This is a genomic window from Parabacteroides goldsteinii DSM 19448 = WAL 12034, assembly GCF_000969835.1.
In the GTDB taxonomy this organism is placed as follows: Bacteria; Bacteroidota; Bacteroidia; order Bacteroidales; family Tannerellaceae; genus Parabacteroides; species Parabacteroides goldsteinii.
Genome location: NZ_KQ033912.1, coordinates 3,136,834 through 3,159,431, shown reverse-complemented (window position 1 = coordinate 3,159,431; position 22,598 = coordinate 3,136,834). Strand labels below are relative to the sequence as shown.

The following is a 22,598-nucleotide window of genomic DNA, read 5'->3' as shown; positions in this document are numbered from 1 at the left end:
CATTTCGAAATTGGCATATTATCACATTACCCCGTTTTTATTACGAAATTTTATTTCTATATTTGTTAAAGAATTTTCAAACAAAACAGGGTATTTAGCCGTTATGATAATAAAAAAGAAAACGCTGATAAAAAGATGAGGATTTGGATAAAACGGATAGGGATTGTGTTGTTGATACCGGTGGTATTGATACTACTTGTCTCTGTGCTTTTATATATACCGCCTGTACAGAATTTTGCAGTGAAACAGGCCGCCTACTATGCCGGAAAAGCTACCGGGATGCAGATCGGGATCGAACGGATACGCCTCTCCTTCCCGCTGAACCTGACTGTGCGGGGTGTGGAGGTCCTGACGGCTCCCACCGATACGCTTCTGACGTTGAAAAGCCTTTCCGTCAATGTGCAAGCCTTGCCTCTGCTGAAAAAAGAAGTGCTGGTAGACGCTATCAACCTGGAAGGGGTGAAAGTGAATACCGGGACTTTTATCGAAGGCATGGAGATAAAAGGCGTGCTGGGACGCTTATATGCCAAGGCCGACCGCATCAATCTCTCGAAAGAACAGGTGACGCTCAATACAATCGACCTGTCCGATACCGCTATCACCCTGCTACTGAACGATACGACAACGAAAGCCGACACCACCTCCACCCCAGTCAACTGGATATTGAAACTGGAAAAAATCAATTTCGACCGGGTGGCGTTTGCCATGCAGATGCCTGCCGACTCGTTGCGCCTGACTACCTATATAGATAAGGCGAACCTGAAAGACGGCGTCGTAGACCTGGGCACTTCACAATATGGGGCGGACCTGTTCACACTGACCGGTTCGACACTGGGATACGACGGCAACGACCAGGAGCCGGTGAAAGGTTTCGACCCATCGCATATCGCCCTGAGTAATGTCAATATCACCTTGGATTCGCTGTTCTACGGAGGGAGGGACATAAAGGCACGGATACGCGAACTCTCTGCCGACGACCGTTCCGGACTGACGATCACTTCGCTGACCGGAAGCCTTCACAGTGACAGCACGACTATTAGTGTACCGCAATTATTGCTGAAAACAGCTGCTTCAGAAGCGCGCCTGCTGGCGATGGTTCCCTGGAGTTCGTTCGACGAAAACCCCGAAGGTGATATGCGGATGTTATTAACCGCCTCTTTGGGAAAAGAAGATGTGATGACATTCGCCGGTGCACTGCCCGAAGATTTTCAGAAAGCCTATCCGCAGAAACCGGTTTCACTGACTGCCGGAGTGGAAGGGAACTTGTCATCCATGCTGCTCCGCCAGTTGAAAGCGGAGTTGCCGGGGACTTTCCGTATGGACGTTTCCGGAACGATGAAAGCGCTGACCGACAGTGTGCGCCGTTCTGGAAAACTGGACCTGAAAGCTAAAACCGGCAACCTCGATTTCCTGCTGACAATGCTTCCCCCCGCCGAACGGCACCGGTATAATATCCCGGCAGGCCTCACCTTGACCGGTGAGGCGGCTCTGAAAAACAATGAGTATCAAGCCGATCTCCTGTTGAAAGAAGACAAAGGAAAAGTCCTGCTGACAGGCTGTTTCAACCCGGCCAAAGAGGCGTATAAAGCCGACCTGAAAGTGGATAGCCTGGAACCTGTGCATTTTATGCCGCTCGACTCGCTCTATTATATGAGCGCATCCATACAGGCGGAAGGCCAAGGGTTCGATCCCTTCAAAACCTCTTCCTGGGCAAAGCTGGACGGAAAACTGACAGATATACGATACGGCAATTACAACGTATCGGACGTCACCCTGGCCGGTTCGCTGGAAAAGAACTTCGTAAAGTTCGACCTGCTGAGCAAATATCCGCTGGCAAAGATGGATATGACGCTGAATGCGACCTTGCAAAAGAAAGAGATCAAAGCCATGCTGATAGCCGATGTCGAAAACTTCGACATCTATGGCATGCACCTGATGAACGACTCACTGGCAACCTCCTTCCAGCTTTTCGCGGAAGCGGAAACCGATATGGGAAAGAACAACCTGGTCGACGTCACCCTCGGAAACTGGGAACTGACCACCACCACGGGTATTTATAAACCGAAGACACTGACCCTGCACGCCCAAAGCACCCAGGACACCACCCGTGTCTCCTTCCATGCCGGCGACCTCGGGATCGTGCTGACCGGCAACTCCGACCTGGAGACCATGACCGATAAGTTCAACAAGATTTCCGAAGGGCTGAACAAACAGCTCGAGAAAGATTCGATGATCAATATCCCCGCCTTTAAACCGTTGCTGCCGGATATGCACCTGGCGATATCGGCAGGGAAGGATAATCCGATTTATAATATATTGCAACAGGCGAACGTCTCGTTCAACAACCTGAACCTGGAGGCGTTCACCTCTCCCGAAGAAGGTTTCCGGTTGGATGCCGGCATTTACAACCTGATGCAGGACACGACACGGATAGACACAGTCAGCTTTGCGATCCGGCAGGACTCGCTCGGACTGTTGTATCAGACCGATGTCATCAAGACGAAATTCCGCCAGCAGGCTCCATTCACAGCCGGAGTCAAGGGGAAGGTCAGGAATACGTTTGCCGATGCCGAACTCCTGTACACGGACGGCCTGGGGAAAACCGGTATCCTGCTCGGACTGCGTGCCGACAAGGTGGAAGAAGGTTTCAACCTCCATCTGTTCCCGGACAATCCGATCCTGGCATTCCGCCCTTTCAAGCTGAACCCGGACAATTATATCCTTTATAAGAACGAAAAAGATATTGCCGCCGACCTCCGCCTGTCGGGCGAAGAAAACGCCTCCCTGTGGATACATTCGTTGCCCGAAAAGGATAAGATGGAGGAACTGCATCTGGAATTGAGCCAGATCAACCTCGATGTGATCTCAAAGGCTTTTGCGGAGATACCTTCGATGAAGGGTATCCTGAGCGCCGACATGCAATATGCTCCGTCGGACAGTTCGTTCCTGGTCGTTGTCGATGCAAATATCGACAATCTGATCTATGAAGGCGGACGGGTAGGCGAACTGATGTTCAGCACCGTTTATCTCCCGCTGGCCGACAATACGCACCAGGTCGACATGCACTTCTTCCGTGACCAAAACGAAGTCATGTCGGCAACCGCCCTTTACAAGATGGGGAAAAACGACCACCTGGACGGGACGCTCGACGTAACACATCTGCCGCTGGATATGGTGAACCCGTTTATCCCGGATAATATGGCGGCGCTCAGCGGCGTGCTCGAAGGGAACATGACGATAAAGGGCAGCAGCAAAGCTCCCGAAATGAACGGATATATCGAAATGGATTCGACTTCAATGTTCGTCACTGCCGTGGGTACCAGTTTCCGGGTGGACGACAAGAAAATCGTGGTGAAAGAGAATAAGATCCTGTTCGACAAATACCATATCCACGCAGCCGGAAAGAACCCGTTCGTGATAGACGGCACGATCGACTTCAATAATCCTTCGCGGATGATGGCCGACCTGAAACTAAATGCCGACAACATGCAGTTGCTCGACGTGAAGCGTAACAAGGAAAGCATGGTGTACGGCAAACTGCTCGTCAACCTGGCGTCGACGGTCAAAGGTCCGCTGGATGCCTTAATGATGCGCGGCAACCTGCAACTGTTGGGAGGAACCAATGTGACTTATGTCATGAAAGACTCGCCGCTGACGGTACAGGACCGTCTATCCGACCTGGTGACTTTCACTTCATTCGAAGACACGCTGGTGAACCGACGCCGGCAAGAAGCCCCGCTGCCTTTGGGCGGCCTGGATATGCTGCTGACCATCCGCATCGACCAGTCCGTACGGCTGAACGCCGACATTACCCCCGACCGCTCCAGCAAAGTCGAACTCGAAGGGGGTGGCGACCTTTCTTTCCAATATACCCCGCAGGGCGAGATGATCCTGAACGGACGATATACCCTTTCCGGTGGTATTGTAAAATATGCCCTGCCGGTCATCCCGCTGAAAGAATTTAATATCGAAAACGGTAGTTATGTGCAGTGGAGCGGCGATCCGATGGACCCGTACCTGAACCTGACTGCCACCGAACGTATCCGCACGAACGTGACGCTCAGCGGACAGAATCCGCGCATGGTGAATTTCGACGTGGGCATCGCCCTCAAACAGCAGTTGGAGAACCTGGGCCTGCAATTCGTCCTGACGGCTCCCGAAGACCAGGCGATGCAGACCCAACTGAGCAGCTTGGGTGAAGATGAACGCACGAAACTGGCAGTCGGCATGATCATGACCGGCATGTATCTGGGCAACTCCGGAAGCGGCAAACAGAATCTGAACATGGGTGCCGCCCTGAACAGCTTCCTCAACAGTGAGATCAGCAACATTGCCGGAAGTGCCCTGAAGACGGTCGACATCTCCTTCGGCATGGATACCTACGACGAGAACGGCGACGGCTCAGGCGGCCAGCGTACCGATTATAATTTCAGTTTCGCCAAACGTTTCTGGAACGACCGCATCCGTGTCGTGCTGGGCGGACGCATCTCGACCGGCGAAAATGCCAGCAACAGCAGCCAGACACAGGCCTTTATCGACAACGTCTCGATCGAATACCGGCTGGATGCCAGCGGAACCCGCTACGTGAAGCTGTTCCATGATAAGAACTACGAAAGTCTGCTGGAAGGTGAGATCACCGAAACAGGCGCCGGTATCGTCCTGCGCCGCAAGATGCTCCATCTACGCGAACTGTTCAATTTTAAAAAGAATCGACCCAAACCGGTAAATGAAGAAGAATGATGGAAAATAAGGACATATTATACAGACTGTTAAACGGCAGAGGGTGTGTTATCGCCTCGATATTCACTACCCTGATCCTGCTATCCTCTTCCTGTTCGACAACGAAGAACCTGCCTGAAGGCGAAGTTTTATACACCGGTATCAAGAAAATAGAAGTCACCGATGAAGATAAAACCACCGCCGGCGAAGATGCCCTCGCCGAAGTGGAAGGCGCCCTTGCCTATCCGCCCAACAATGCATTGCTGGGAAGTTCGTCCATCCGTGTGCCGTTGCCTTTCGGCCTCTGGGTCTATAATGCATTTGTCAATAAAAAGGGGAAGATTGGGAAATGGATTTTCGACAAGCTGGCTGCTAAACCGGTGTTCGTCTCCACCGTAAATCCCGAAGTCCGCATCAAGGTAGCGCAAAACCTGTTGAAGGAATATGGCTATTTCAACGGAACGACTTCTTTCCAGGTGGATACCAATCCGAAAAATGCGAAGAAAGCAAAACTCATTTACCAGGTGGCCATGAACCATCCCTACACCTATGATAGTATCCGTTATGTAAGGATGCGTCACCGGATGGATACACTGATACAAAATACGATAGGTGAACGCCTGCTTCATGACGGTGAAAACTTCAACGTGACGAACCTGGAAGCCGAACGGCAGCGTATCTCCTCCTTGCTGCGCAACAACGGTTTTTATTATTTCCGTCCCGAGTTCATCACTTACCAGGCTGATACCATCATGAATCCCGGCAAGGTGGCGCTCCGCATCATGACCAAACCCGGACTGTCGCGTGCCGCTCTTCGCCCGTGGAAGATCGGCGATATATCAGTCTGGCTGAACGGCTATAACAATGAGACACCCACCGATTCGGTACGTTACAAAGACATGACCGTCTACTACGAAGGCAAACTGCGCGTCCGCCCGTCGGTGCTCTATAACCGCCTGCGGTTCCGGTCGGGCGACCTTTATTCGCAGGAAAAACAGCAACGGACCCAGACCAGCTATTCGCGCCTGGGTATTTTCCGGTATTCCGAAATGCAATATACCCCGCGCGACACCACCCGCCGCCAGGACACGCTCGACCTGAAGATCAACACGGTCTACGACCTTCCGCTCGACGGTGAGCTGGAAGTGAACGTCACCTCCAAAAGTAACGACCAGGTGGGACCGGGAGCTATCTTCAGCGTAACGAAACGGAACGTGTTCGGTGGCGGCGAGACTTTCGGAGTACGCCTGCGCGGTTCTTACGAATGGCAGACCGGCAACCGGGTGGACGGTGCCAAATCGGCCATCAACAGCTGGGAGATGGGGTTGAGCGGAACGCTGACGTTCCCGCAATTGCTTTTCCCGGGAATGATGAAGAAAGACGGCTTGTATCCGTCAAGTACCTCTTTCCGGTTGTATGTCGACCAGCTGAACCGGGCACGTTTCTTCAAGATGCTGGCTTTCGGCGGAAGTGCTTCCTACGATTACCAGTCGTCCGCTACCAGTCACCATTCGATCACGCCGTTCAAGCTGACGTACAACCTGCTCCAGTCTACGACGCATGAGTTCGATAGCATAACAAAGGATAACAAGGCGTTAAAACTGAGTCTGGAGAACCAGTTCGTGCCGGCAATGGGTTATACTTATACCTATGATGATGCCCCGATCACTACACGCCGGAACCACACGTGGTTCCAGCTTGCCGTTTCGCAGGCAGGTAACCTCCTGGGTGCCGGCTATGCTATTGCCGGAAAGAAATTCAACGAAGAAGGGAAACATCTGCTGGGAAACAAGTTTGCCCAGTTCGTGAAAGGGACAGCCGAGATACGTTATGATTATAAGATCGGCCATAACCAGCATCTGGTCGGACGCATGATGGCAGGTGCCGTCTACAGTTACGGGAACGCCCGGGTTGCTCCCTATAGCGAACAATTTTATATCGGGGGTGCCAACAGTTTGCGTGCCTTTACGATCCGTTCGATCGGTCCGGGCCGTTACCTTCCCGAAAAGACAACTTACAGCTATCTCGACCAGACCGGCGACCTGAAGTTCGAAGCCAACCTCGAATATCGTTTCCCGATCCTGGGCGACCTGCACGGGGCTGCATTCGTTGACGCCGGTAACATCTGGCTGATCCGTGAAGACAAGCAGCGTCCCGGCGGCCAACTGAAATGGGGACGTTTCCTGAAAGACCTGGCGCTGGATGCCGGTGTCGGCCTGCGTTACGACCTGACCTTTATCGTGATCCGCCTGGATATGGGTATCCCATTACATGTTCCTTACGAAACAGACAAGAATGGTTACTTCAACGTCCCCAAATATAAACCGGGATGGCACCTGGCAATCGGGTATCCGTTCTAGGAAGTATAGTTGTTGAGGGGAAGGTCGATTATTATTCCTCCTCCCCTCCATACCTATATATAGTTATTTTACCCTTTCCCTTACGCTTCTTTTTTACCTATAATCGGTGATTGATGCGCTTTCCTTTTCAGCCGACCTTTGCAGCAGTTTAATAATGTAAAAAGATTCGGACATTGAAAGCGATATTTAACACACTAATGTTTGCACTATTCCTTGTAATTCTGCCGGTTACGGTAAAAGCACAGGGGGAGGCCATGATTTCAGGGAAGATATTATCAACGGAGAAAGAGATTGTTGATTTTGCAACAGTCTATCTGAAAGGTACCAATTACGGAGGAACGACGAATGAAGAAGGTATCTACCATCTCAAAGCTCCCGCAGGAAATTATACACTGGTTGTATCCGCCATCGGCTATAAAACAGTTGAAAAGCAAGTCAGGCTTATCGACGGCCAGCGCGTAAAACAAAATATCACCATCACTCCGCAAGTGGAAGAACTGGATGAAGTCGTAGTCGTTTCCAACGGCATCAGCCGCCTGAAACGTTCGGCCTTCAACGCCATAGCCGTAGATACCAAGGAACTGCAAAACTCCACCAAAAGCCTGAGCGATGCGCTCGCCAAAGCACCGGGCATGAAACTCCGCGAATCGGGTGGTGTAGGCTCGGACATGCAGCTGATGCTCGACGGTTTCAGCGGAAAGCACGTGAAGGTCTTTATCGACGGCGTGCCGCAGGAAGGTGTAGGCAGTTCATTCGCCCTGAACAACATACCGGTCAATTTCGCTGAACGCATCGAAGTATATAAAGGAGTAGTCCCCGTCGGTTTCGGAACGGATGCCATCGGTGGCGTTGTCAACATCGTGACGAACAAGAAACGCCGCAACTGGTTTCTCGACGCCTCCTATTCTTTCGGCTCGTTCAATACGCACAAATCATACGTCAACTTCGGACAGACACTGGATAACGGTTTCACTTACGAAATCAATGCTTTCCAGAACTATTCGGACAACGACTACTATGTAGATGCCCCGGTAAAGGATTTCGAAACGGGACGTCTCGACACGGATAAGAAAGAACGTGTGAAACGCTTCAACGACACTTACCATAACGAAGCCATCATCGGAAAGCTGGGGTTTGTCAACAGGAAATGGGCCGACCGCCTGTTGTTCGGTTTCACTTATTCCAATATGTACCAGGATATACAGACGGGTGTACGCCAGAACACGGTCTACGGCGAAAAACATCGCAAAGGCCATTCCCTAATGCCCTCGCTGGAATACAACAAACGCAACCTGTTCACCGATGGCCTCGACCTGGTATTCACCGCCAACTACAACAAGAACCTGACGACCAACGTGGACACCTCCGCCTACGAATACAACTGGGCAGGCGACAAACACCTGATGAACTCACGCGGCGAACAGTCCTACCAGCACACCCGGTCGGACAACAACAACTGGAACGGTACGGTCACCCTCAACTACCGCATCGGCAAGGCACATATGTTTACGTTCAACAACGTACTGACCGCCTTCCGCCGCTCCAACACCTCCCTGCTGACAAACGAGGAACTGACGGACGCCATCGACAAGGAGACACGCAAAAACATTGCCGGCCTCTCCTATCGCCTGATGCCGTCAGAACATTGGAACCTCTCCGTTTTCGGAAAGCATTACAACCAGTATGTAGCCGGCCCGATGGCAACAGATAACACAAGTTCAGAATATGTCCGTACCTCCCGCAGCGTCAACTCCATGGGATACGGGGCTGCCGGTACCTACTTTGTACTGCCGGGCCTGCAGGCCAAGCTGTCGTACGAAAAAGCCTACCGCCTGCCTACCATCGAGGAAATGTTCGGTAACGAAGACCTTGAGATGGGCGACATGGGCATCAAACCGGAAAACAGCGACAACCTGAACCTCAATGTCAGCTACAACAAAGCATTCAACAAACATAACGTATATGTGGAAGGCGGTTTGATTTACCGCAACACCAAAGACTATATCCAGCGTAACATCACCGACCTGAGCGGCGGCAAACAGGCGGCGAGCTACATCAACTACGGCAAGGTGCTGACCAAAGGCTATAACATCTCCGCCCGTTACAGCTTTGCTAACTGGCTGAGCCTGGGTGGAAACTATACGCAGATGAATGTCCGCGACAACCAAAAGACGGCCATCAGCAACGGTGCAAACAACATCGCCTACAAACAGCGTATGCCGAACCTGCCGTACCGTTTCGCCGACTCCGACGTGACCTTCTACTGGCGTAACCTCTGGAGGAAAGGCAACACGCTGATAGTGACTTACGACAATCAGTACCTGCACAGCTTTACCTATTATTCTTCCATCATCGGTTCGAATAAAGGCGAATATGTGGTGCCGAACCAGTTCTCACACAACCTGACTCTCTCTTACAGCCTTCAGAACGGACGTTACAACATCTCGTTCGAGTGCCGCAACTTCACGGACGAAAAGCTGTACGACAACTTCAGCCTGCAAAAGGCAGGACGGGCATTCTACGGAAAGGTCCGTGTCTATCTGGGTAATTAATCTTTCTAAAAATAAATAGTAATAAACAATATTAAAACAAGACAAGATGAAGAAGAATTTCTTTTTAACAGGCCTTTTCGCTACTGCAATGGCCGGACTGACACTGACTGCGTGTGACGACGACCCATCTACCGGCGGTGGTGATGGCGGTGATGATGACAACAACGCAGAATACGTAATCGCAGCCTCTGTAACGGCTTCCGGAAATACAACCAATGTGCTGGTCAATGCCGAATCGTTGGACGAAGGTACCGTTACGACCATCAACAACGGTATTGTGAACGACGGTGCAACCTACTGGGTATTCTTCAAGGAACAATATCTCTACGCCCTGACATACCACCAGGGAGAAGCCGGCGGAACCCGCTCGTATATCATGGATGCCAGCGGCGAACTGAAGAAACGTTCTGCCGAATTCAATGTAAAGCGTTTTACCACCTATGGTATCTACGACAAATATATCATGACCTCTTCTACCGGTGACGGTCCTACGGAATGGAACGACGAAAACGGTTACACTCCGAAAGTATTCCTGCTTTCTTACCTGGACCCGGCAGCCGAAACATTCACCACCAACGATACGCAGAACAAAGCCTATTTGTCTGAAAACTTCCTGGGCAACGGTGAATACGTAACCCTGTCCGGTATGCTGGAACATAACAACAAGATTTACACAGCCGCCGTTCCGATGGGTCTGAGCCAGTACGGTACAAAAGACCAGAACGGCAAATGGGTATTGCCGGGCAATGAAGACCTGGTGAAGAAAGAATCGGGCGGTTCCAACAGCAGTGCTTACAAGAAAGACGAATTGCAGTGGACACAATTCCCGAACGAATGCTGGGTAGCCATCTTCGACGATGCAACCATGACCAGCAAGAAACTTATCAAAACAGACAAAATCAGTTATGCCGCAGGCCGTAACAAATCCCAGTATTACCAAATGATCTGGGCAGCCGACAACGGTGACGTATATGTATTCTCGCCGAGCTTCGCAAAGACGATGACCGATGCCCGCCAAAAGACAACGCTGCCCGCCGGTGTCGTTCGTATCCCCAGCGGAAGCACTGAGTTCGACGATTACTACTGCAACCTGGAAGCCCTGACCAACGGTAACTCTTTCCTCCGTAGCTGGCATATCGCAGACGACTATTTCATGTTGCTGATGTACGACAGACCTCTCACAGAAACAGGCTATGTAGCCAACCAGTTGGCTATCTTCAAGGCCGGAGACAAGAAGCTGACATACGTAACAGGTCTTCCTTCAACCGACCAGATTTCCGGCTTCAGCAACGAACCGTATGTTGAAAAAGGCAACGCCTACGTAACCGTTACCTTCAACGAAGGCGGCGGCAACCCGGCTATCTACAAAATCGACCCGGCAACTGCCACGGCAACCAAAGGTCTGACAATCGAAGCTACACAGGTGAGCGGTGTCGGTAAACTGACGGCTGCACAGTAAACAATAACAACGAAAGATGATTCGCATGTATATCTTTCTTATACTCCTCCTGCTCCCGCTAACCATGCGGAGCCAGGAGGATATTTGTATAGGCAAGAAACAGTCTCTCCACTCTGCCGTATTAAACGAGGAACGGAACTACTGGATACACCTTCCCTCCGGCTATGAGCAGGATACAACGAAAAGATATCCGGTCATCTATCTGCTCGACGGAGACGCTTTCTTTCATTCGCTGGTAGGAATCAGCCGGACATTTACAACCGTCAGAGGCAAATACCTCCCGGAAAGCATCATCATCGGCGTGCTCAACGTCAACCGGACACGCGACCTGACGCCGACAGCCTCGGCAGCGGGACGGGACGGCCGGATTGCCCCGGATGCGACTCCCCAGGGCGGCGGAAGCGAAACATTCAGCCGCTTCCTGACCGAAGAGCTCCGCGGCGTTATCGACAGCACCTGCCGGACGAACGGAAAGAATATGCTGATAGGCCATTCCTACGCGGGACTGTTCACCCTGAACACCTTCCTCCGCCATACGGAGCTGTTCGACACCTATCTGGCCGTCGACCCGAGCCTGTGGTGGGACCAGGGCAAGCTATCGCAGGAAGCAGCCGCATGGGTTGAAGGGAAAAACTTCACGGGTAAAAGCCTGTACATCGGCGTCGCTTCGAAGAAACGGACCGACCGGGTGGACATCCACCTCAACAAAGTAAACCACCTCCTCACAGAGGTATTGCCGCAGGCGAAAAACCTGCGTTTCTTTCATAAATCATTCCCCGAAGAGAACCACGGAACAGTCGCCATTCCAGGTATATACGACGGGATAAAACAATTATTCGGAAAATGAGAAAACTCTTTGCTAAAATACATCTATGGTTATCCATACCCTTCGGTATCATCATCGCCATTGTCTGCCTGACAGGGGCAATACTGGTATTTGAAACGGAGATACAGGAACTCTGCCACCCTTCCCACTACTTCGTAAAAGAGGTGAAGGGCGAACCGCTCCTGCCGGCCGCATTGATAGAATCAGCCCGGCGGCAACTCCCCGACTCCATTAAGATAAACGGCATCCGCGTCACTCCCGACCCGAAACGTACCTACCAACTGGTGCTGCCGGGCAAAAAGGCCGCCGCCTTCATCGACCCCTACACCGCAGAAGTCACCGGCATCAATGACGGACAGGGTTTCTTCATGCAGATGATGCGCCTCCACCGCTGGCTGCTCGACTCCTATAAACGCGACGGCAGCTTTTCACTGGGGAAAGCGCTTGTGGGATACTCCACACTCGTACTGGCCATCATTCTGATAAGCGGCCTTGTCATCTGGTATCCCCGTAACAGGAAGGCCTTGAAAAACCGCCTGAAAATAAAGGCGAACGCCGGCTGGTACCGTTTCTTCTACGACCTGCATGTGGCGGGAGGCTTTTACTCCACCCTGCTTCTGCTCGTCCTGACACTCACCGGGCTGACCTGGTCGTTCGGTTGGTACCGGGATGCGTTCTATACGGCTTTCGGCGTAGAGACAACCCAGCCGCAGGCACATGCTCCGGCCCCTTCGGCCAAACAGGAACAGCCCGAAGATAAAAAGCCGGGTGAAAGAAGTCGCGGGGAGAGAGGCGGTCATCCGGAACGTTCCGGTTCTTCTGAAAGAAAAGAAAGGCAACAGAAAAGAACGGATTATACGGTATGGGCCGGCGTTCTATCGGATTTGCAGCACCGCTATCCGGCATACAACTCCATCACCATCCAGGACGGTTCAGCTTCCGTCTCCACCGCCCGATACGGCAACACCCGGGGTAGCGACCGTTACACATTCGATGCGGCAACGGGCCAAATCACCGATATCCAGTTATACAAAGACCTGCCTAAATCAGGAAAGATAAGAGGCTGGATATATTCCGTGCATGCCGGCACCTGGGGTGGCATGACGACGAAGATACTGAGTTGCCTGGTCTCCTTCCTCGGTGCAGTCTTCGCCATAACGGGTTATTATTTCTGGATTAAGAAGAAGATGCGGAAAAGGAAGAGATAACTGCACACCGTCGTCTGAAAGCCATCCGTAACGCTGAACAAGGGAGGCATGATGAAAACTTATTCAGAACCCGAAATCCCCATTTTCTTCATGCTGCTTCTCCTGTTCCTTACCGGTTAGATAAATGAAATCGTTCCCACTCCGGATAATATCGGAGGCAGGGACTTTTTCTTTTAACTTATCTATCTCGCCCTTTTCCTTGACACAAACCAGGGCACGATAGCTCTTCGAAGGTTTGTCGGCCACAAACCAGACACCTGTATAAGCAACACCTTCCAGATAATGCATCAGCGAAGTGCTGACCCCGGATATGCCGATAGGCCCCCGGAAAAATTTAACTTTGCCCGAATAAGGAGACAATCCTTCCAGTTGTTCCGGGAAGGCCGGATTATCCTTGCCATCCATCGGCAGATAATAACGAATTACCGCGTCCGCCTTACTTTTTGCCGCTGCCGAACCGGAAGGAAAAACGACCGACACATATTTATTCCCAGCCACAGCCTGCAACTGGTAAGGCGACAGACAATCGATACACCCTAAAGTATCCGCCCGCTGGCATCTGAACACATGGAGCGAATAAATACCGAACGCGTCCTCCGGCGTTGGCATATCATAAATCTCAACCGTATATTCCTGCCCTTCGTAAACGACATCGCGGGCTACCAGCTTACTGACGCCGTATTCGAGGAACTGTTCCGCTCCCCCGTTCATAAAACCATAAAGGCCGGAACCGGTAAATTCGCGCTCCCTTTTCACCTTAACCTCCTGTGCCACCAGGAAAACAGGGATAAACGTCAAAAGTACCAACCATTGTATAACGTGTTTCATGCCTGCAAATCTATTTCGACCAGTTCTATCTTTTCCTTATCGGCCACTCCCAGCTTGAACTCCTGTGCCATATCCATAAAGGCACGTGCCCCGGCTTTCTCTTCCTCCTGCACGCCTTCTTCGATACGTTTGGCAATCACCATATCATAACCGATGCGGTCGACTGCCACCGGGTCGCTTCCCGCCAGAATCGTATTGTAATGACAGATAAACTGCGGATTGGCAGCCGGCCCGCCATCGAAACAGCCAATCATACCGTCGGTAATATTCAATACCACCTTATCACGCAAAGGAGGAAAGGCACAAGCCGAAGCGCAGGTGTCGTGCCACATCGGGCCGTGAAGCCGCGCCGTATTGGTAATAGAGCCAAAAGCCAGGTTCTTCATACAGGAAGTAATCGTCGTTCCCGCATTCTTCAGCACTGGGACATTGATGATTTTCGTCACCATCTCCGTACATATCTTTGTGAAGTAAGAATATTTTCCGCCATTAATCATGAACGGCATGGTATAGGCATCATACTCGCCCTCCAAATCAACAAAGTAATAGTGCTCCTTGTCAATCCGTTCTTCCCCGTAAAACTTTCCTTCGGCATTGATATAGCTGCCATTCTCATCAGTGTATTCCGTACCGATGATGCGGATATCGGGGTAATTCTCCGGGGTAAAGCCGGACTCTTTCAGGTCTGCCTCCCGCCTGTCCCAGATAACGATGTTTTTCCGGGAGATGCCGGCCTCTTCCAACTGGTTAATAATAGATTGTGTCAGGGCGTGCGAAGTAGACAGCAGCTTCCCGGCAATCGGATTCACTTTCAGTCCGATTACATCATCGGGACCGACAAATTGCAGCCAAGCCTCTTTCAGATTTTCTTTCCCCGTCAGGTTCAACAGGCAGTTCCGGAGCATTTCATAAGCGGCTTCCTCCGACGGTTGCCCGTCGACAATACAACCGGGGTGAGTCGCTTTCACCACTTTCCCGGGATATTTGCCCGGCATGGAGTTCTCATTCCGGGGAATGGCAAGGGCATCCTTTATATTGGTTGCCGGCTTCTCTTTGACCGCCTGTGCTGAAGGAGCAGCCTTCACGATGGGAGAAAAAGCGACACTCGCCCCTCCAAGGGCTAACGAACGAAAAAAGTTTCTTCTTTTCATGGCATTACATTATTAAGTCTTCAGCCTGCTAAGGTATTGATTTTCTCCGGTGCATCTCCCCTTTTGACAGTTATTAGTACAACAAATCGCTTTCCACAGGTATTGGTAGCAAACAAGAAAGTATTTACTTTTACCGAATTCTTTATAACTCAATAATACAATTAACTCACAATTTTGTTATAATTATAGAGTTGCTTTTAAGCGACCATCTATCAGATAAGAAAGAAGTTATTTAATTAAACAGAATCAAAAAATGAATTTAGCAGAAGTCTTGCAGTTCCGCCGTTCCGTGCGGGTATATGATAAAGAAAAACCGATAGACCCGGAAAAGGTCAAACAATGTCTGGAACTGGCAACGCTGGCTCCCAACAGTTCGAATATGCAATTATGGGAATTCTATCAAATTACAGAACCCGAATTATTAGCAAAGATTTCGAAGGCTTGTCTAGGGCAGACAGCAGCCTCCACCGCTCCGGAAATAGTTATTTTCGTTACCCGTCAGGACTTATATAAGAAACGGGCAAAATTCGTTCTCGAATTCGAGAAAGGGAATATCCTGCGAAACAGTCCTGAGGAACGCCAGGAGAAGCGTATCAAAGACAGAGAATTATATTATGGGAAAGTAATGCCGTTCCTTTATGCCAGGTTCTTCGGTTTGCTGGGATTATTAAGGGTTGTACTGGCTAAAAGCATCGGCCTCTTCCGCCCTATGGTACGTGAAGTTTCCGAAAGCGACATGCGCGTCGTCGTTCATAAATCCTGTGCACTGGCTGCCCAGACATTTATGATTGCCATGGCAAATGAAGGATACGACACTTGCCCTTTAGAGGGTTTCGACAGTACACAAATCAAAAAACTATTGAAATTACCGCACGGTGCCGGGATAAATATGGTCATTCCATGTGGCATCCGAAAAGGTAACAGAGGCATCTGGGGAGAACGATGCAGAGTGCCGTTCAACGAAGTTTATCATAGGATTTAATCTATCTTTCAAACGGGGAGAGGCTCCTGTTTTCATACCTAGTAGTAGGTATTTAATACAGATTTAATACCAGACTTGCCATTTTATACCGTATAATACCTTATATTTGCAACAAGGTGATGGAGAAGTTCAGGAAATATCTGCGTATAGCGCTCCCCGCACTGTTTATTGCGTATCTGGGATGCCTGATTGCGTTTACCCACGTCCATATCGTGAACGGGGTAACGATAGTCCATTCGCACCCTTACCATAAAACGGACGACGGCCAACCGGACCATGAACATGGTTACGCGGAGTTCCAGTTACTTCACCAGCTTTCTACGATTCAAATCAGCGGAGCTGCGTTTGTTTCGATTCTGCTTGCCGCTTTTCTTACTACATTATTTATACTCAGAAACAATCCGGTCTACCCGGATTACCTACTCCCTGTACGGGGAAAGTTATCTCTTCGTGCCCCTCCTGTAATCTGATACATACGGACTTTTTTTGTTAGGATACCTGTGTTCAAACAGGTACATCCCTTGTATTACCTATTTATCAGAACAAATTAAAATGAATAAGATTATAACACTTATACTATGCCTTTGCTGTGCCGTTACGGTTGCACGGGCAACAGGAGACGACGAGAAAATGAATGCTTCGGATGCCAATGTATTCGGACATGTACTGGACAAAGAGACAGGCGAACACCTGCCTTTCATCACCGTTATGCTGAAAGGGACGACCATAGGGACCACGACGGACAATTCCGGTCATTATTTCCTGAAAAACCTGCCCGAGGGCAAGTTTACACTTGAATTCAAATATCTCGGATACAAAACCGTAACCCGCGAAGTAACCCTGGTAAAAGGGAAAACACAGGAAATAAACGTCGAGCTGGAAGAAGACCGGATTGCCCTGGACGGCGTTGTCGTCTCGGCAAACCGGAGCGAGACTTCGCGGCGCCTGGCTCCCACCCTGGTCAATGTCATCGACTCGAAGCTATTTAAAACGACCAATGCGGTAAATCTGGCGCAGGGACTGAATTTCCAACCAGGCGTACGTGTTGAGACAAACTGCCAGAATTGTGGTTTCCAACAGGTTCGTATCAATGGGCTGGACGGGCCTTACACACAAATCTTAATCGACTCGCGCCCAATCTTCAGCGCCCTTTCGGGGGTATACGGACTGGAACAGATTCCGGCGAATATGATTGACCGTGTCGAAGTGATGCGCGGCGGCGGTTCGGCCTTATTCGGCTCTTCTGCCATTGCGGGGACCATCAATATCATTACTAAAGAGCCATTGCGCAATTCCGGAGAACTGACGCATACGATTTCTTCTATCGGAGGAAGTTCGGCTTTTGATAACAACACGACTTTGAACGCTTCGCTGGTGACGGACAACAGTAAAGCCGGCATGTACATCTTCGGTCAGAACCGCCATCGTTCCGGCTACGACCATGACGGCGACGGTTATACCGAACTGCCGAAACTTAAAAACCAGACGGTCGGATTCCGTTCCTACCTGAAAACAAGCACTTACAGCAAGCTGACATTCGAATATCATCACATGAACGAATACCGCCGTGGCGGTAACCTGCTGGACCGTCCGCCCCATGAAGCGGATATTGCTGAACAACTGGAGCATTCCATCGACGGCGGGGGCCTGAAGTTCGACCTTTTCTCTTCCGATTACAAACATAGGCTCAGCGTCTTCACTTCAGCCCAGAACACCGACCGCGACAGTTATTATGGTACAGCACAAGACCCGAATGCCTACGGCAAGACTACCGACCTCACTTTTATGGCGGGAACACAGTATGCCTATAGCTTCGACAAGTTCCTGTTTATGCCGTTGGACCTGACAGCCGGACTGGAATACAATTACGACCATCTGAAAGATGAAATGATAGGCTATAACCGCTATACGAACCAGAAAGTCCATATCGAAAGCCTTTTTCTGCAAAACGAATGGAAAAACAAAATGTGGAGTTTCCTGGTCGGAGCACGTATGGATAAACATAATATGATAGATAATGTGATATTCAGTCCGCGTGCCAATGTACGTTTCAATCCGACGGAGGATATCAATATCCGTGCCAGTTACTCCAGCGGCTTCCGTGCGCCGCAGGCTTTCGACGAGGATATGCACATCTCTGCCGTAGGTGGTGAAATTGCGATGATACAACGAGCAAAAGACCTGAAAGAAGAGAAATCGCAGAGTCTCAGCACATCAGTCGACTTCTATCACCGTTTCAAGAACGGAATCCAGACAAATTTCCTGATTGAAGGATTCTACACCAGCCTGAGCGATGTCTTTGTGTTGGAGGACATCGGTAAAGACGAGCAGGGTAATATCATCAAAGAACGCCGTAACGGTTCGGGAGCCAAAGTGATGGGACTGACGCTCGAAGGAAAAAGCGTTCTCTCCTCCTGGCTGTCCTTACAGGCAGGCATCACCTTGCAGCGCAGCCGTTACAACGAACCGGAGAAATGGAGCGATAACGAGAATGTCCCGACAGAACGGAAGATGTTCCGCACTCCCAATACCTACGGTTACTTCACCTCGACGCTGACTCCGCTGAAACATTTCACGGCAGCTTTGTCGGGTACTTATACCGGAAGCATGCTGGTACAGCACCTGGCCGGCTATATCCCGATAGACAAGGCGGTCAAAACACCGGACTTCTTCGACATGAACATCAAGCTGGCATACGACTTCCACATCTACAAAGACATCAACCTGGAAGTAAACGCCGGTGTACAGAATATCTTCGAAGCCTACCAGTCCGACTTCGACCAGGGACGCAAACGCGACTCCGCCTACATCTACGGACCGGCCGCACCGAGAAGTTATTTTGCGGGGGTTAAGATTTCTTATTAGAAAGAATTGATCCTACTTTTCCCTTGATGGAAAAGTAGCCAAAAGATCAAGGCTACACCTGCTTCGCTACTCCGCATCCTCCGTTCGCTGTCGTCTGTGAACTCGCTGCGCTCAAACAGCACAGCCTCCGGACGCTCTCTACGGATGCTTCGTTTAACGCTCATCAGCTGATGCCTTTCATAGAACGCTTTGCGTTCTCCTGGGATGGCCGATACTACCTGTTAAATCCAGAAAGTCTTTGTTCTATAAGTATCGGTGTCGGCTATCCCAAGCGGGGTAACAGGGGTAAATAAACAATTTTAGGGAAAACTATCCTACCATACCAGCCAGGTCGGATGACAATGCCTGTTTCTTCTTTGTGCAGAAACGTTCGCACTGCATGCAGATATCATATCCTAATAAGGCGCCGAGAATAAAATCTTCCTCAGGAGTAAGCAAGTTCAAAGGACGGGTAACCAGCAAACGGATTGCATCAATACATTCAGGTCTGCCGAAATAAATATTCACACTCCGCTCACCGGCATCCTGCTTCACATAGCAAATCTGCTGGCTTTCCAGACGATCGGTGGCAATCTTTTCATAAGATTTATTGATCGTGCATAAAACCATGCTTCGTATCCCCTTTTTATATTCGTAGATATGATTCAAAAAAACTTTTACCTCTCCGGGAATCTTATTCTCTTTGACCGTTACCATCGCACTGACTGATATTACCTTAAAAACTAATACATGAAAATCAATTATTCCAATCTTCTTTCTTCAAAGAATCAATCCATGAGTCAAGACGGGACTCCGTCTGGTCGTCTTCATTCAGTTCGTCCAACGGAAGTCCGACAAACTGACCGTCGATAACGGCTGCCGAATCATCGTAAGAGTAACCGTCTGTTGCCACATTTCCGATAAATGTGCACCCAGTATCCTGAAGGTCCGTATAAATTGTTCCGATAGCGTCACAGAACGTATCGCTGAAAGAGGAAGAGTCGCCGCAACCGAAAATAGCCACGAACTTACCGGATAAATCCAGTTTCTTTATCTTGGCAAGGAAATCATACCAGTCATCCTGCAAATCGCCGGCGCCCCAGGTTGAACTACCCAGTATCAAAACCTCATAACCTGCCAGGTCGGAAGGAGAAGCCTTCGCCACATCGTACAGGTTAGAAGCATCCACGCCTAACTTGGCTGCTATACGTTTTGCAATATCCTCTGTTGTCCCGGTTGAAGAACCGTAAAAAATACCTATTGTCTTCATCTTATTCTATTTTTAATTGACGAAGACAAAGGTCAGATATCTCCCTTATAAAGGCAATACCTATAAATGTGTATTTTAGAGGGTTAAAATACCTACCGATTAATCAGCCACACGACCGACCGACTTTATGTTCTTTATCTTAGAAAGCGTCACACACATCTTCTGTATGTCTTCCACATCATGCACTTTCATCTTAATCTTTCCTTCAAACACACCGTCTTTCGCTTCAATAAGCAGACGCATGATATTTACATTGAAGTCATCGGAGATTGTTTTAGTGATTGTGTTCAGAACGCCAATCGAGTCGATACCTTTCACTTCGAGAGTAGCCTCAAAGGAAGCATTCTTATGGCTACTCCATTCGGTATTCAGGATACGTTCGCCGAAACTGCTCTTCAGGCGCATGGCAATCGGACAGGAGCGTTTATGAACAACCACATTGCCGTCATCGTTGATGAAGCCCAACGCATCGTCACCCGGAATAGGTTTACAGCATTCAGCAATGACATAATTACGTTCGAATGCTTCTTCACGAAGGATATAAGGTTTCGATTTATCGTATTTTGCTTTCGGTTTTTCTTCTTTCTGTACCTCTTCTTTCTCCTTATTATTCTTGACACCGACTCCTAACGCCTGCTTTACATACTTAAATAAAACGTTATCGGTCTTTTCCTTCAACAGCTTCTTTATATTTTCCGGCAAGGTGACATCGCCCTTTTCCACGGCATAAAAGAATTCCTCCCGCTTGGAAAAACCGAAATACATACATAACTTATCCAGATTAGACGTACTTGCCTCCATATCAGAGCGCTTAAAGGCTGCAATCACCTTCTCCTCACCCACTTTGGCTGCATCCTTACGAGCACGCTTCAATACGGCATCGATCTTTGAACGGGCTTTTGCCGTAGTAACAAAATTAAGCCATTCCGCTTGCGGCTCCTGTGAACGGGAAGTCAGTATCTCCACCTGGTCTCCACTGGCCAACGGGTGACTGAGAGGAACCAGGCGATGGTTTACTTTCGCACCGATACATTTATTACCGATATTGGTATGCAGTGCATAGGCAAAGTCAAGCGCGGTTGCCCCCTGGGGAAGCGTTTTTATATCCCCTTTCGGGGTAAACACGAATATTTCAGAGGTAAAGAGGTTCAGCTTGATCGTATCCAGGAAGTCGAGGGCATTCGGGTCCGGACTTTCCAGGATTTCAGTAATTGTCTGAAGCCATTTATCGAGTTCGGTATCTTCTTCTACGCTGTGTTCTTTATATTTCCAGTGTGCGGCAAATCCTTTCTCAGCAATATCGTCCATACGCCGGCTGCGAATCTGTATTTCCACCCACTGCCCATCGGGGCCCATGACTGTCAGGTGTAACGCCTGGTATCCGTTAGCCTTCGGACGGCTTACCCAGTCACGGATTCGATCCGGACGAATACGGTAAATATCTGTTATAGCGGAATAGATATCCCAGCACATATTCTTTTCATCCACACCCGGCAGCGGATCAAAAATGATACGGACGGCATACAGGTCGTAGATATCTTCAAAGGTAATCCCTTTGCTCTCCATCTTGTTCCAGATAGAGTAAGCAGATTTCACACGGGCTTTCATCTCATAATGCAAGCCCATTTCTTTCAGTTTCTTATCGACCGGAATTGCGAAATGTTCGAAAAGCTTATTACGGCTTTCCTCGGAGGCTTGCAGTTTCTGTTCGATAAAATCATATTCCTGAGGATGCTCATATTTAAAACTCAGGTCCTCCAGTTCCGTTTTGATGGTGAAAAGACCCAGGCGATGAGCCAAAGGTGCATAAAGGTACAGTGTCTCTCCGGCAATCTTGAATTGCTTGGCGGGAAGCATCGAACCCAAGGTTCGCATATTGTGCAGACGGTCGGCGATTTTGATCAGGATTACACGGATATCGTCACTCATGGTAAGCAACAACTTACGGAAGTTTTCCGCCTGCGCCGAAGCCTGTTCCCCGAAAATACCACCGGATATCTTAGTCAGCCCATCTACAATCTGGGCAATCTTCGGACCGAACATATCACTAATATCCTGTACGGTATATTCCGTATCCTCCACTACATCGTGGAGCAGAGCCGAACAAATAGAAGTCGACCCCAGTCCCATTTCACGGCAAACAATCCGTGCAACGGCAATGGGGTGCATGATATAGGGTTCGCCGGACCGCCGTTTCACGCCGGCATGCGCCTGATTGGCAAAGTTGAACGCCTTAGTAATGCGCTCCACCTTCCTCCGGTGATTTGAATTCAGATAGTCCTTCAGCAGCTCGTTAAATCCATCCTGGATCATTTTCTCGTCTGCCGTCATAGCGGGTAACATGTCACCAGCTTCCTTTGTGTCTTTTGTGTCTATCGCATCACTCATGGTTACAACCT

15 protein-coding genes are annotated in these 22,598 nt (G+C 49.7%); 9 read left to right on the top strand and 6 right to left on the bottom strand.

The genetic code is table 11. The annotated features are described in order from the left end of the window. Positions 1–135 precede the first annotated feature (135 nt). The 6 genes from HMPREF1535_RS11570 (at position 136) to HMPREF1535_RS11545 (ending at position 13,124) form a co-directional block, all read left to right on the top strand. Complete coding sequence (locus tag HMPREF1535_RS11570; protein ID WP_046146202.1) at positions 136–4,740, top strand: translocation/assembly module TamB domain-containing protein; 4,605 nt, start codon at positions 136–138, stop codon at positions 4,738–4,740. Further along, positions 4,740–7,079: a translocation and assembly module lipoprotein TamL gene (gene tamL / locus HMPREF1535_RS11565; protein WP_046146523.1), complete on the top strand. Its 2,340-nt coding sequence runs from the start codon at positions 4,740–4,742 to the stop codon at positions 7,077–7,079. Before HMPREF1535_RS11570 ends, tamL begins: the two co-directional genes overlap by 1 nt. 254 nt (positions 7,080–7,333) lie before the next feature. Next, on the top strand, positions 7,334–9,631 hold the full coding sequence (locus HMPREF1535_RS11560; protein WP_087880820.1) for a TonB-dependent receptor: 2,298 nt from the start codon (positions 7,334–7,336) through the stop codon (positions 9,629–9,631). A gap of 46 nt (positions 9,632–9,677) precedes the next feature. After that, positions 9,678–11,090 carry a DUF4374 domain-containing protein gene (locus HMPREF1535_RS11555; protein WP_046146200.1) on the top strand — a complete coding sequence of 471 codons (1,413 nt, stop codon included), beginning with the start codon at positions 9,678–9,680 and terminating at the stop codon, positions 11,088–11,090. 16 nt (positions 11,091–11,106) lie between these two features. Further along, positions 11,107–11,937, top strand: coding sequence for an alpha/beta hydrolase (locus HMPREF1535_RS11550; RefSeq protein WP_046146199.1), 831 nt, complete (start codon positions 11,107–11,109; stop codon positions 11,935–11,937). Next, a complete protein-coding gene (locus HMPREF1535_RS11545) occupies positions 11,934–13,124 on the top strand; it encodes a PepSY-associated TM helix domain-containing protein (protein WP_046146198.1) in 1,191 nt (396 codons plus the stop codon). The genes HMPREF1535_RS11550 and HMPREF1535_RS11545 overlap by 4 nt, the downstream gene beginning before the upstream one ends. Positions 13,125–13,187: 63 nt before the next feature. Here the strand turns inward: HMPREF1535_RS11545 and HMPREF1535_RS11540 are convergent, their stop codons facing one another. Then, the gene (locus HMPREF1535_RS11540) at positions 13,188–13,952 is read right to left on the bottom strand and encodes a DUF6599 family protein (RefSeq protein WP_046146197.1); all 765 of its coding nucleotides are present in this window, start codon (positions 13,950–13,952) and stop codon (positions 13,188–13,190) included. Continuing rightward, positions 13,949–15,103, bottom strand: coding sequence for a DUF362 domain-containing protein (locus tag HMPREF1535_RS11535; protein ID WP_046146196.1), 1,155 nt, complete (start codon positions 15,101–15,103; stop codon positions 13,949–13,951). Before HMPREF1535_RS11535 ends, HMPREF1535_RS11540 begins: the two co-directional genes overlap by 4 nt. Before the next feature lie 253 nt (positions 15,104–15,356). On the opposite strand from HMPREF1535_RS11535, the gene HMPREF1535_RS11530 reads away from it, so the two are divergent. The 3 genes from HMPREF1535_RS11530 to HMPREF1535_RS11520 all read left to right on the top strand — a co-directional run bounded on the left by HMPREF1535_RS11530 (position 15,357) and on the right by HMPREF1535_RS11520 (position 18,950). Beyond that, entirely contained in the window at positions 15,357–16,085 is a 729-nt protein-coding gene (locus tag HMPREF1535_RS11530) for a nitroreductase family protein (RefSeq protein ID WP_046146195.1), read from the top strand. Positions 16,086–16,204: 119 nt separating this feature from the next. Continuing rightward, a complete protein-coding gene (locus tag HMPREF1535_RS11525) occupies positions 16,205–16,555 on the top strand; it encodes a hypothetical protein (RefSeq protein WP_009859835.1) in 351 nt (116 codons plus the stop codon). An 82-nt stretch (positions 16,556–16,637) separates the two neighbouring features. Beyond that, positions 16,638–18,950, top strand: a complete 2,313-nt coding sequence (locus HMPREF1535_RS11520) for a TonB-dependent receptor (protein ID WP_046146194.1) — start codon at positions 16,638–16,640, stop codon at positions 18,948–18,950. Here the strand turns inward: HMPREF1535_RS11520 and HMPREF1535_RS25805 are convergent. The 4 genes from HMPREF1535_RS25805 to HMPREF1535_RS11505 form a co-directional block, all read right to left on the bottom strand. Next, on the bottom strand, positions 18,947–19,114 hold the full coding sequence (locus tag HMPREF1535_RS25805; protein WP_154670873.1) for a hypothetical protein: 168 nt from the start codon (positions 19,112–19,114) through the stop codon (positions 18,947–18,949). The genes HMPREF1535_RS11520 and HMPREF1535_RS25805 overlap by 4 nt on opposite strands. A gap of 145 nt (positions 19,115–19,259) precedes the next feature. Beyond that, on the bottom strand, positions 19,260–19,646 hold the full coding sequence (locus tag HMPREF1535_RS11515) for a DUF2023 family protein (protein ID WP_009859837.1): 387 nt from the start codon (positions 19,644–19,646) through the stop codon (positions 19,260–19,262). Between the two features lie 40 nt (positions 19,647–19,686). Continuing rightward, positions 19,687–20,199 carry a flavodoxin FldA gene (gene fldA / locus HMPREF1535_RS11510; RefSeq protein ID WP_009859838.1) on the bottom strand — a complete coding sequence of 171 codons (513 nt, stop codon included), beginning with the start codon at positions 20,197–20,199 and terminating at the stop codon, positions 19,687–19,689. Between the two features lie 99 nt (positions 20,200–20,298). Then, positions 20,299–22,587 carry a RelA/SpoT family protein gene (locus HMPREF1535_RS11505; RefSeq protein ID WP_010800746.1) on the bottom strand — a complete coding sequence of 763 codons (2,289 nt, stop codon included), beginning with the start codon at positions 22,585–22,587 and terminating at the stop codon, positions 20,299–20,301. Positions 22,588–22,598 lie beyond the last annotated feature (11 nt).